This window comes from Streptomyces sp. TP-A0356 (assembly GCF_001417775.1).
Lineage (GTDB): Bacteria > Actinomycetota > Actinomycetes > Streptomycetales > Streptomycetaceae > Streptomyces.
Genome location: NZ_BBZJ01000022.1, coordinates 183,613 through 195,337, shown reverse-complemented (window position 1 = coordinate 195,337; position 11,725 = coordinate 183,613). Strand labels below are relative to the sequence as shown.

General features: G+C 70.7%; 10 protein-coding genes. 2 read left to right on the top strand and 8 right to left on the bottom strand.

Features of this window, described 5'->3' with window-relative positions:
- Positions 1-19: 19 nt before the first annotated feature.
- Entirely contained in the window at positions 20-217 is a 198-nt protein-coding gene (locus ASC56_RS23830) for an acyl-CoA carboxylase subunit epsilon (protein ID WP_055493548.1), read from the top strand.
- A 170-nt stretch (positions 218-387) separates the two neighbouring features.
- On the opposite strand, the gene ASC56_RS23825 is transcribed toward ASC56_RS23830, so the two are convergent.
- The 8 genes from ASC56_RS23825 to ASC56_RS23790 all read right to left on the bottom strand — a co-directional run bounded on the left by ASC56_RS23825 (position 388) and on the right by ASC56_RS23790 (position 10,840).
- Positions 388-969 (bottom strand): ATP/GTP-binding protein, encoded by a 582-nt coding sequence (locus ASC56_RS23825; RefSeq protein WP_026248371.1) that lies wholly within the window; start codon positions 967-969, stop codon positions 388-390.
- Positions 950-1,534 carry a DUF742 domain-containing protein gene (locus ASC56_RS23820; protein WP_055493547.1) on the bottom strand — a complete coding sequence of 195 codons (585 nt, stop codon included), beginning with the start codon at positions 1,532-1,534 and terminating at the stop codon, positions 950-952. Before ASC56_RS23820 ends, ASC56_RS23825 begins: the two co-directional genes overlap by 20 nt.
- Before the next feature lie 98 nt (positions 1,535-1,632).
- Positions 1,633-2,046, bottom strand: a complete 414-nt coding sequence (locus ASC56_RS23815) for a roadblock/LC7 domain-containing protein (protein WP_055493648.1) — start codon at positions 2,044-2,046, stop codon at positions 1,633-1,635.
- 10 nt (positions 2,047-2,056) lie between these two features.
- Positions 2,057-5,293, bottom strand: a complete 3,237-nt coding sequence (locus ASC56_RS23810; RefSeq protein ID WP_055493546.1) for a nitrate- and nitrite sensing domain-containing protein — start codon at positions 5,291-5,293, stop codon at positions 2,057-2,059.
- Between the two features lie 367 nt (positions 5,294-5,660).
- A complete protein-coding gene (locus tag ASC56_RS23805) occupies positions 5,661-6,236 on the bottom strand; it encodes an ATP/GTP-binding protein (RefSeq protein ID WP_055493545.1) in 576 nt (191 codons plus the stop codon).
- The gene (locus tag ASC56_RS23800; RefSeq protein WP_055493544.1) at positions 6,217-6,615 is read right to left on the bottom strand and encodes a DUF742 domain-containing protein; all 399 of its coding nucleotides are present in this window, start codon (positions 6,613-6,615) and stop codon (positions 6,217-6,219) included. The genes ASC56_RS23805 and ASC56_RS23800 overlap by 20 nt, the downstream gene beginning before the upstream one ends.
- 112 nt (positions 6,616-6,727) lie before the next feature.
- Positions 6,728-7,141: a roadblock/LC7 domain-containing protein gene (locus ASC56_RS23795; protein ID WP_003993189.1), complete on the bottom strand. Its 414-nt coding sequence runs from the start codon at positions 7,139-7,141 to the stop codon at positions 6,728-6,730.
- A 9-nt stretch (positions 7,142-7,150) separates the two neighbouring features.
- Positions 7,151-10,840 (bottom strand): nitrate- and nitrite sensing domain-containing protein, encoded by a 3,690-nt coding sequence (locus ASC56_RS23790; RefSeq protein WP_055493543.1) that lies wholly within the window; start codon positions 10,838-10,840, stop codon positions 7,151-7,153.
- A 600-nt stretch (positions 10,841-11,440) separates the two neighbouring features.
- Between ASC56_RS23790 and ASC56_RS23785 the strand changes: the two genes are divergently transcribed.
- Positions 11,441-11,629: a hypothetical protein gene (locus tag ASC56_RS23785; protein WP_055493542.1), complete on the top strand. Its 189-nt coding sequence runs from the start codon at positions 11,441-11,443 to the stop codon at positions 11,627-11,629.
- Positions 11,630-11,725: the final 96 nt, after the last annotated feature.

The window sequence follows — 11,725 nt, the reverse complement described above, 5'->3', positions numbered from 1 at the left end:
CTCACGGAGACTGACACCCATGAACACCCCTGACATCCGCGTCGAGAAGGGCCACGCCGAGCCCGAGGAAGTGGCCGCCATCACGGCCATCCTGCTGGCCCGTGCGGTGGCCCAGTCGCCCGCCACGACCCCGGCCCACCGAGGCCGCGCCAAGGCGGGCTGGCGCCGCCTGGAGCGCGAGCCCGGCTTCCGGGCGCCGCACAGCTGGCACGGCTGAGCCGCACGGCTGAACGCTCTCCTGAAGGGCCCCTCCGCTTCGGAGGGGCCCTTCCTGGTGTTTCGGAGGGGGGCCCTTCCTGGTGTGCGGTCCTCTACGAGAAGGGCCCCCTGACAGGCCGAGGGCCCCCTCCCTGCGGAGGGGGCCCTCGGCCTGTGTACGGGCGGGGGTTAGCGGAGCCGGGCCATCAGGGCGTGCTCGACCAGGGTGATGAGCGCGGACTTGGCGTCGGCCCGGTGGCGGGCGTCCGTGGTGATGATCGGGGTGTCGGGGCCGATCTGCAGGGCCTCGCGCACCTCGTCCGGGTTGTACGGCTGGTTGCCGTCGAAGCCGTTGAGGGCGATGACGAACGGCAGGCCGCTGTTCTCGAAGTAGTCGACCGCGGGGAAGCAGTCGGCCAGACGGCGGGTGTCCACCAGGACGATCGCGCCGATGGCACCGCGGACCAGGTCGTCCCACATGAACCAGAAGCGGTCCTGGCCCGGCGTACCGAAGAGGTAGAGGATCAGGTCCTGGTCCAGGGTGATGCGACCGAAGTCCATGGCCACCGTGGTGGTGGTCTTGTCCCCGGTGTGGGTGAGGTCGTCGATGCCCGCCGAAGCAGACGTCATGACGGCCTCCGTGCGCAGCGGGTTGATCTCCGAGACGGCGCCGACGAACGTGGTCTTGCCCACGCCGAAGCCGCCCGCCACCACGATCTTCGCGGAGGTGGTGGAGCGGGAAGGACCGCCGCTAGAGCTTGCGAAGTCCACTGAGCACCCTTTCGAGCAGTGTCACGTCTGGCTGGCCGCCGGCGTTCTCGTCGCCGCCGGGCTGATGGATGGCGACCAGGCCCGCCTCCGCCAAGTCGGCGACGAGGATCCTGGCCACGCCGAGAGGGATCGTCAGCAGCGCCGAGATCTCGGCCACCGACTTGATCTCCCGGCAGAGGTTGCAGATCCGCTGATGCTCGGGCAGCTGGCCCTGCATCTGGTGCGGCTGCGCGGTGGTGTGCACCAGTGCCTCGATGGCGAGCTGGTACCGCGGCCTGGTGCGGCCCCCCGTCATCGCGTACGGGCGCACCAGAGGATTGTTCGACGACCCGGCGGGCGCCGGTTCGGGGGCGCGGCGCTGCGGCTGCACGGGCTGGATGCGCGGGGCCGACGGCTGGTCGTACGGCGACGGACCCGGACCCTGGGGGCCCTGGGGCGCGTACGGCTGACGCCGCTGGCTCGGAGCGGAGGGGAAGTTGTACCGGTTCTGCTCACCCTGCCCACGGCCCTGGCCAGGGCCGTACGACCAGTTGCCCGTGGGCGAACCGCCTGGGGGTGTTGCCACTTTCTTTCCTCCTCCGACTGCGCCGGGCACCCATCCCTGTGGGAAGCCGCGTCCCGAAACCTTACGGCCCCGGGACGCCAATACACACCGTTCGTCTGTTAGTTGAGAAGGCTTCCCTGGAGCTCCGCACGAAGGTCCGGAGTCAGGACCGTACCGGCACGGTCGACCAAAAGCGCCATCTCGTACCCAATGAGGCCGATGTCCGCGTCCGGGTGTGCCAGAACCGCGAGCGACGAACCGTCGGAAATGGACATGATGAAGAGGAATCCGCGCTCCATCTCCACAACCGTCTGGTTCACACTGCCACCCTCGAAGATGCGGGAGGCACCCGCGGTCAGCGAGGTCAGACCGGAGGCGACGGCCGCGAGCTGGTCGGCGCGGTCGCGCGGGAAGCCTTCGGACATCGCCAGAAGGAGTCCGTCGGCGGAGACCACCACCGTGTGGGACACCCCGGGGGTGTTGTCCACGAAGTTGGTGATCAACCAGTTCAGGTTCTGTGCCGCCTGGCTCATCGGGCTCACACTAACGCTCCTGGTTGTAGGTGCTGTCAGGACCGAAGCCCTGGCCGTTCGTTTCACTTCCTGCGTTGCGTCCCCGCTGGACGCCCCGACGCAGGTTGCTCAGCCTGCCCCGCACGTCCTCGGGGGCGCGGGAGACCTGTGGGCCTCCCTGCGGGGTCGCTTCCGCGGCGCCCTCCATGAGGTTCGCCTTGGGTACCCGCCGAGGCAGACCGGAAGAGGTGACCCCGCCCGCCTTGGGTTTCCGCAGCTGCGAAGCCTGCTGCCACCGCTGGTCGTTCGCGGAGCGCCAGTCTCCGCTCGGCTCCGTGGCCGTCGGCGGCTCCTGCGTCACGGGCTGCGGCCTGCCGGCGGCGCCGTTCGCGGTGGAGCCGCGGCGGGGCAGTCCGGCGTCGGTCAGCTCGTGGACGGCGGAGGGGGCCGGTCCCGGACGGTCGAAGCCTACGCGGTCCCGCTCGCTTGCGTCAGCGGCCTGCGCGGATTCCGTTTCCGGAGCGTAATCGGTGCGGTAGTCGCTCTGGTAGCCGTCCTGCTTCGGCCAGTCGTTTTGGTAGGAGGGCTGCTCAAAGGTGGAGAACGTCTCCGAGGCCGCCGCCTGGGCCGGCCCACGGTTCTCCTGGACCGGCTCCGCATAGGCGGGCTCCGGGTAGCCGCCGACGGACGGGAAGCCGTCGCCCTGCGGCAGGCCGCCGCCGGACGAGAAGTACGACTCGTCGTATGCGGGCTGCTGGGGCTCCTGGTACGCCGTCTGCTGGTCGTACGCGGCCCGCTGCTGGTCGTAGGCGTGCTGCTGCCCGTTGTCGTAGGCGTGCTGCCCGTTGTCGTACGCGGGCCGCTGTGCCTCGAACCCGTCCTGGTAGGACGGAGCGGGCTCCTGGGCCTCCTGCTGCCGGCCTTGCCCCTGGGCCTGGGCCTCCAGGGCCGCCCGGCGCTCCTCGCGCATCAGCGAGCGGCCGACGGGGTCCAGGTCCCGGATGTCGTCCGGGACCTCGGTGTAACGGCTGTCGTCGAAGCCCAGCTCCGCCGCCGTCCGCATCGGCTGTCCGTCGAAGCTCTCGCCCGGGAAGGGCTGCTGCTCCGGGATGATCTGCGAGACGGTGAACTCGTCGCGCTCCAGCGGCTGCTCGCCGCCACCGCCGTGGGTGATGGCGTCGGGGAGCATCACCAGCGATGTGGTGCCGGCCTGTTCGCCGGAGGGACGCAGCTGGACCCGGATGCCGTGCCGGTCGGAGAGCCGGCCGACCACGAACAGGCCCATGCGCTGCGAGATCGCGGCGTCCACGGTCGGCGGGTTGGCCAGCTTGTGGTTGATGTCCGCGAAGTCCTCGGCCGTCAGGCCGATGCCCTTGTCATGGATCTCGATCATGACCCGACCGTCGGGCAGCCGCGTGGCGGTCACCCGAACCTTGGTCTGCGGGGAGGAGAACGTCGTGGCGTTCTCCAGCAACTCGGCCAGCAGATGCACGAGGTCGGTCACGGCGCGGCCGTGGATCTCGGCCTCCGGGACGCCGGAGAGCTCGATGCGCTCGTACTGCTCCACCTCGGAGGAGGCGGCGCGCAGCACGTCCACCAGCGGGACCGGCTGGTCCCAGCGACGGCCGGGCTCCTCGCCGGCGAGGACGAGGAGGTTCTCGCCGTTGCGGCGCATACGGGTCGCGAGGTGGTCCAGGCGGAAGAGGTTCTCCAGCTGGTCCGGGTCGGCCTCGTTGTTCTCCAGGTCGGTGATCAGGGTCAGCTGGCCCTCGATCAGCGACTGGTTGCGGCGCGAGAGGTTGGTGAAGATCGCGTTGATGTTGCCCCGCAGCAGGGCCTGCTCGGCGGCGAGCCGGACGGCCTCGCGGTGGACCTGGTCGAAGGCGCGGGCGACCTCGCCGATCTCGTCCGTGGAGGAGATCGGGATGGGCGCGACACGGGTGTCGACGCGGCCGGGGTCGGTGCGCGAGAGCTGGTCGACCAGCATCGGCAGACGCTGTTCGGCGACGCCGAAGGCGGCGTTGCGCAGCTGGCGCATCGAGCGGCTCATCTGGCGGGCCATGAGGCCGGCCAGGATGAACGCGGCGAGCAGGGCGACGACGACGATGGCACCGGTGATGAACGCGGACGTCTTGGCGTCGTTGGCGATGATCGAGGCGTCCGCCACGGCCTTGTCGGCCAGGTCCGACTCGATCGTGCGGTAGGCGTTGTACTTGAGGGTGTTGACCCCCCACCAGTTCTGCGCGGTGACGCCCTGCTGGGCGAGCGCGGCGCGGGCGGTGGCGTCGGTGGAGCCCAGCGTGGCGAGGCCCGCGACCATCTGCGTGGGGTCGGCGGGCGGGGGCACGTACGTCTTGCCCTGGGCCTTCGCCTGCGCGGCGGCCTGCTGGGCCTGGGCGGCGCCGTCGCTCTTCAGCTTCGCCTTGGCCTCGTCCAGCTTGGCGGCGTCCCCGGCGGTACCACCACCGATGTACTCCTCGACGGCGATGCCCTCGAGGTAGGCGTACGAGGAGAGGGCGACGCGCTGTTTGGCGAGGCTGGTGGCGCCGGGGCCCGGCTTGACCAGCAGGTGCATGCCGATCGAGCGTTCCAGGGAGAGCGCGGCCTTGGTGAGCGAGATGGCGTAGACCGTGCGGCCGTAGCTGGTGATGTTGCCGGTGCCGAGGCCGAGCTCGTTGGCGAACTCCATCAGCGGGTGCGCGACCTCGACGTAGCCCTCTTCGGTCTGCACGCCGGTCAGCTGGGAGGTGTACGCGGCCTGGCGCAGCGCCGGGAGCCTGGTCTCCGCCTTGCGGAAGATGGCCAGGCGGCGAACCAGACCCGAGGTGTGCGGCATCTTCTGCGCGGCCCGGTCGAAGGCGCCGGCGGCCTGGTCGGTGGCGGCGCGGACCTGCGTGACGGTCGAGTTCTTCACGTCGCCCTGCAGCAGCGGAGCCGCGGAGGCGTCACGTTCCTGGTACAGCGCGTCGGCGTACGTCAGGGAGGCCTGAACCAGGCGGGCGGTGTTCTCCGCGTCCTGCGCCTGGTTCCAGGTGTCGATCGAGTTCTTCACCTGGAAGCCGCCCATGACCAGGCCCACCAGCACGGGTATGAGCAGGATCGCGTTCAGCCTGGTCGGCACGCGCCAGTTGCGCGGGGAGAAGCGGCTACCGCTGGGCGGGAGAGCCGTCGGCTCCGGGCCGGGCACTTGTGCGGGTGCCGCTCCGCGCGGCGGCGGGGTGAAGTTGCCCCGCGCCGACGGCTCGGGACCGTTCTTGCTTCGCCTCACTCGACCAACAACCTCTCGGCGACGGCACCTACGTCGTGCCGCGGTGTCTCCAGAGCCCTGTCTCCGACCAGTACGTCTTTGACTAATGGGCAGTTCAGGCATTCCAGCACGTCGACCTGCGCGATTCCAAACACTCGGAAGTCACGATTCCGGCAGCTGTAAGCCCCAGATAAAACGGTCATAAAGAGCGAGCCCCGCCAAAAGGCGGGGCTTTTGTGAGCGCAGCGACACCGACCGACCGCGACGCGTGGCGATACCACCGGATTTCTCTGTCGAAACGTTATGAACACAGGGGCCGACCGTGTCAAACACCACAGCCGGCTCCCCGGAATCTACGACAACTGCCGTATGGCGCCGTTGAATTGCCCTACCGCAGGCGTGCCATGAGCGCATGTTCGACCAACGTGATCAGTGCACTCTTGGCGTCGGCCCGGTGGCGGGCGTCCGTGGTGATGATCGGCGTGTCGGGGCCGATCTGCAGGGCCTCGCGCACCTCGTCCGGGTTGTAGGGCTGATGCCCGTCGAAGCCGTTGAGGGCGATGACGAACGGCAGGCCGCTGTTCTCGAAGTAGTCGACCGCGGGGAAGCAGTCGGCGAGCCGACGGGTGTCGACCAGGACCACCGCGCCGATGGCACCGCGGACCAGGTCGTCCCACATGAACCAGAAGCGGTCCTGGCCCGGCGTACCGAAGAGGTAGAGGATCAGGTCCTGGTCCAGGGTGATGCGACCGAAGTCCATGGCCACCGTGGTGGTGGTCTTGCCCCCGGTGTGGGTGAGGTCGTCGATGCCCGCCGAGGCGGACGTCATGACGGCCTCCGTGCGCAGCGGGTTGATCTCCGAGACGGCGCCGACGAACGTGGTCTTGCCCACGCCGAAGCCGCCCGCCACCACGATCTTCGCGGAGGTGGTCGCCCGCCCTCCGTCAGAGCTTGCGAAGTCCACTGAGCACCCTTTCGAGCAGTGTCACGTCCGGCGCGCCGCCGTTGTTCTCGTCGCCACCCGGCTGGTGGATCGCGACGAGACCGGCCTCCGCGAGGTCCGCGACGAGAATCCGTGCCACACCGAGCGGCATGGCCAGAAGTGCCGACACCTCTGCCACCGACTTCACCTCACGGCACAGGTGGCAGATCCGCTGGTGCTCCGGGAGCAGTCCCATCAGCTGGGCCGGGTCGGCCGTGGTGCTGATCAGCGCCTCTATCGCGAGCTGATAGCGCGGCCGGGTCCGGCCGCCGGTCATCGCGTACGGACGTACCAGCGGCTGGTCGCCCTCGTCCCCGTACGGCTCGGCGTACGGATCATGATGGGCGGTGGGCGGGGTCATGAATCCTCCGGGCGGGACAGCAAGTCGGTCAGTCGTGCCGTCTGACGGGGGCCGGTGGGGGGACTGTGGCGGCCGGACGGTGATTTGGTGAGGTGGGTGGTACCGGGGCCGGTCAGTGGAGCAGACTGCCCTGGAGTTCGGCGCGCAGGTCGGGCGTGAGTACCGCGCCCGCGCGGTCGACCAGCAGGGCCATCTCGTAGCCGACAAGGCCGATGTCGCACTCGGGGTGGGCGAGCACGGCGAGCGACGAGCCGTCCGAGACGGACATCAGGAACAGGAAGCCGCGTTCCATCTCGACGACCGTCTGCGCCACACTGCCGCCCTCGAAGATCCGGGAGGCCCCGGCCGTCAGAGAGGTGAGGCCGGACGCCACGGCCGCGAGCTGGTCGGCGCGGTCACGCGGGAAGCCTTCGGACATCGCCAGAAGGAGTCCGTCGGCGGACACGACGACGGTGTGGGACACCCCGGGGGTGTTGTCCACGAAGTTGGTGATCAACCAGTTGAGGTTCTGTGCCGCCTGGCTCATCGGGCTCAACTAACGCTCCTGCTGGTGAGTGGGGCTGCGGAAGCTGCCGGTCTGGCCGGTACCGGCCTGGCGACCCTGGGCGATGCCCCGTCGGAGATTGGTCAGCCGACCGCGCACGTCGTCAGGCGCACGCGAGACCTGCGGACCGGTTTGGTGCTGTTGCTGCTGGGCCGTGCCCGGCACGAGGTTCGCGCGCGGGACCCGGCGTGGCAGGCCGGAGGTGGTGATGCCGCCCGCGGCGGGCTGCCGCACACGTTCGGCCTGGCGGACGAACTCGTCGTTCGGCGAGGTGCGCCAGGCCGTGGGGGCCGGACGCTGGGGGGCTGCGGGGGGCTGCTGCGGGGCCGGGGAGCCGTTGCTCTGCCCCCGGTCGCCGCGGAACCAGTTGGTCTCAAGCGTGTCGTACAGCGGTGTACGCCCGTCGCCGGGACCCGACGCCGGCGGCAGGGCCTCCGGCTCCTGACGACGCGGCTGCTGCTGCGAACGCTGCGGGGCCGGCGGCCGGGGGGCACCATAGCCGCCGGGGCCTGCCTGCGGCCGCTCGAACTGGCCTGTGGAGGACGGGTCCTGGTGGTTCCCGTAGCCCGGGGCGGCGAACTGACCCGTGCCGGAGCCGTCGGGGCCCTGCGTCCCGAACTGGCCGGTGAAGGCCGGGTCCTGGGGGCGGCCGGGGGCCGGGAACTGGCCGGTGTTCTGACCACGGCCCGCCGGGAACTGGCCCGGCGTGCCGCCCTGGTCCGGGCTGCCGAAGACGTCCGAGCGGACGAACTGCCCGCTGTTGTCCACGGCGCCCGCGCCGGGGCGCGGTGCGTTGTAGTCAGGTCGCGGGAACTCGGAGGTGGAACCGGGGCCCTGGCGGTCGTCGACGCGCGGGATCTCCGAGGTCGAGCCCGGGCCCTGGCGGTCGTCGATGCGGGGCATGGGAGAGGTCGCGGACAGGGCGTCCGGCTCCTCGTGGCCGCGCGGGGCGTCCAGCGAGGCGCGGGGCACCGGCGGCTGCGCGTTCTCGTCGCTCCAGCTCGGGGTGCGCTGCTGGCTGCCACCGGGCAGCTCGGCACGCTGACCCCCACGCCCGGGCAGCTGCGGCCGACGGCGTCCTCCGCGCTCCTTGGGCTGTCGCGGCTGCTGCGGCTGCTGCGGCTGCTGTGCGGCAGGCGGGGCGCCGTCACCGAAGCCGCCCGGCCGGGTGGTGCCCGGGCCGCCGTCACCGAAGCCGCCCTGGCGCGTGCCCGGGTCCTGGAAGGCCTGGGGACCCTGCGGGCCGCCCGGCCCGAAGGCACCGGCACCCGCGCCCGCCGGGGCCGGCCGGCCCTGCTGCGGGGCGGCGGGACCCTGCGGACCGCCGGGACCATCGGGTCGGTCACCGGCGGCGCTTCCCGGCAGCGCGGCGCGGGGACCGGATCCGCTGCCCACCTGCCCGCGCTGCGGCGCGGCGCCGAGTCCGGTGCCGCCCTGCTGGGCCTGGCGACGGGCCGCGGCCGCACCGGCGGCGGCCTGCGCGGCGGCGGGGCCGCCGGTCACCGGGGCGCCCTGGCCCGGCTTGCCCGGAGTGGGCTTCTTGCCGCCCTGGGCGACGTCGACCGGGAGCATGACCAGCGCGGTCGTACCACCGGAGTCGGACGGGCGCAGCTGGATGCGGATGCCGTGGCGCTGCGACAGACGGCCGACCACGAAGAGGCCCATGCGGCGGGAGACGGAGACGTCCACCGTGGGCGGCGAGGCGAGCCGCTCGTTGATCTGGGCCAGGTCCTCGGGGGACAGACCGATACCGGTGTCGTGGATCTCGATCAGTACCCGGCCGTCGGGCAGCGCGTGACCGGTGACCTTGACCTTGGTCTGCGGCGAGGAGAACGAGGTGGCGTTCTCGAGCAGCTCGGCGAGCAGGTGCACGAGGTCGTTGACGACGCGGCCGGCGACCTCGGTGGCCGGGACCGAGGCCAGTTCGATGCGCTCGTACTGCTCCACCTCGGAGGCGGCGGCGCGCAGCACGTCGACCAGCGGGACCGGGCGGGTCCAGCGGCGGCCGGGCTCCTCACCGGCGAGGACGAGGAGGTTCTCACCGTTACGGCGCATACGCGTCGCGAGGTGGTCGAGCTTGAAGAGCGAGGACAGCTGGTCCGGGTCGGCCTCGCGGGACTCCAGTTCGGAGATCAGCGACAGCTGGCGCTGGATCAGACCCTGGGAGCGGCGCGAGAGGTTGGTGAACATCGCGTTGACGTTGCCCCGCAGCAGGGCCTGCTCGGCGGCGAGGCGGACCGCCTCGCGGTGCACGTCGTCGAAGGCCGCGGCCACCTGGCCGATCTCGTCCCGGGAGTGCACACCGACCGACTCCACGGACGTGTCGACGTCCTGCGGGTCGGACTCGGACAGCTGCTTGACCAGCTCGGGCAGACGGTCCTGGGCGACCTTGGTCGCGGTCTCCTGCAGTCGGCGCAGCGAGCGGATCATGGAGCGGGCCACGACGAAGGCGCCGACGAGGGAGACGCCGAGGACGAGGAGGATCAGCGCACCGGAGATGATCGCCTCGCGCTGGGAGGCGCTCTTCAGCTCGCGGGCCTTCTGCTCCATGTTCTCGAGGAGCGTGCCCTCGATCTTCTTCATCTGCTCGATCTTGGCCGAGTCGTCGTCGACCCAGTCCTTGTACGAGCGCTTGTCCTGCGACGTGATGCCGTTGCCGCTCTTGAGGACGCGGCTGGCGTAGGTGTCGGCGGCCTGGATGGTCGGGCTGCCCTGGTCGATCGGCTTCGTGAGCTCCTCGGCGCCGTCGCCGTAGATGCTGCGGAAGCTGTCCAGCTCGGAGTTCTGGCTGTCCAGCGCCGACAGGGCGTACTGGCGGTCGTTCTCGGAGAGCTGGCCGAACGTGTTGTTGCTCGCGGGCAGCGCCGCCGCGATGACGGCGCGCTGCAGGGACGCGTACTCCTTGGCGCTGGAGAAGGCCGCCAGGGCGCGGGTGCGCTGGATCATCTCCGGGTTGCTGGTGGCCTCCGCCATGTCCTGGGAGAGGCTGAGCAGCTGGCTGATCAGTCGGTGGTAGGCCTCGACGGTCTGCGTGGCGTTCTGCGGGTCCTTGTAGGCGCCGGCCCGGATCGAGCTGAGGTTGTTCAGCTCGCTGGCGATACCGACGACGCTGTCGCGGACGCCGGAGAGCTGGCCGCTGCTGGCTGCGTCGCCGATCTCCTGGGTGCCCTGGAGGAAGGAGGAGCGGGCGCGGTTCGTCTTGTCGCGGACGCCCTTGACCGTGTAGTCCGAAGCGGTCGCGCCGTGGGCGAGCGGGCCGGCGGACTGGTCGCGCTCCTCCTGGAGCGCCTCGGCCAGCTGGGTCGCCTGCCTGGTCATGTCCGTCAGCAGCTTCATGTTGTCGAGCTGCTGGATCTGGTCCATGTTGTCGCTGATGCGCAGCGCGCCGAGCGAGGTGGCGGCGACCACGGGCAGCGCGAGCAGCGAGACCAGACGCGTGGAGATGCGCCAGTTGCGCAGGGCCAGGCGCGGACCGGGGTCGAGTGGGCCGGCGCTGCTCTTGGCGGCCTCCGGCGGTGTGGGGCCTGTGGGCGCGCCGGTGCGGCCCGGCCGCTCGGGACCACCGCCGGACGGTGCCGGTCCTTGGTTCTGGGCGTGCTGGGGCGAGGAACCGCGGTCGGTCCCGCCGTGCGGCTCCGGCTCCGCCGAAGCGCTGCCATCCCTCTTGAAACGTCCCTGCACTAGCGTCGCAACCTCTGGACCAGGCGCCCCTCCGCGTGAACGGCGGGACGGTGTCGGCGTTGTAGGGGGCGCCCTGAATACGCCCCCCGAGTGGTCGTGAGTGACCGGCGCTGGCTCCCCCTGCCCGCCGCTGCTCGGCGCTGCGTTGCGCCCCTTGCGCGCCGGTGCGATCCCGCGGCGGTCCGTGGAATTCCAGCACAGTGCAGGATCTCCAACAAGGCCAACGGGTGACCCTGTGACCACCGTGACACCTTGTGAGGGGCATGTCACCAGCCGTAGAAGGTGATCTAGTACATACCGGACGTATGTCCGCGAGTCACAGGGGAGTGGCCGGTGTCCCAGTCGCCATGATCAGGAGCGGAATGCGGGCTTCAGTTGTGTGATGTCCGTTTCGTCGGGCTGAATCGCCTGTATGGATTGACCCTTTTGTCCGGCGACTCGTGAGCAAACTCACATGCAGATCATGACCACTTCATCGCTTCGGGCGGGAATTGCATGTTTAGCCTGACGCTTTACAGGGACGGCGAATCCGACAACCCGCGCCCCGGCGACGGCCCTTGAGGCCCGCCCTGCGCCCGTAACGACAAGGTCACGACACCAGTGAAGACCACGATGATGTTCCGCACCATAGCCAACCCGCAGCGCACGACGCTGGCGCACCTCGCCGACGCCGAAGAGCTGCAGGCCCCGGCGGCGCCGGAACGCTCCGTCGACCTTCCCACCCAGACCGCCAATCCCAGGCGCACCGTCCTCATGGAGGTCCCGGTCCAGGCCTCCGTCCCCCAGTAGTACGCGCACCGGGCGCCGTCCGCTCACCGCGGGCTCGCGGGAACGTGCCCCTGGCGGCGCCCGACGCAATGCGCGGGGCGCCCGCCTGCTGCCGCG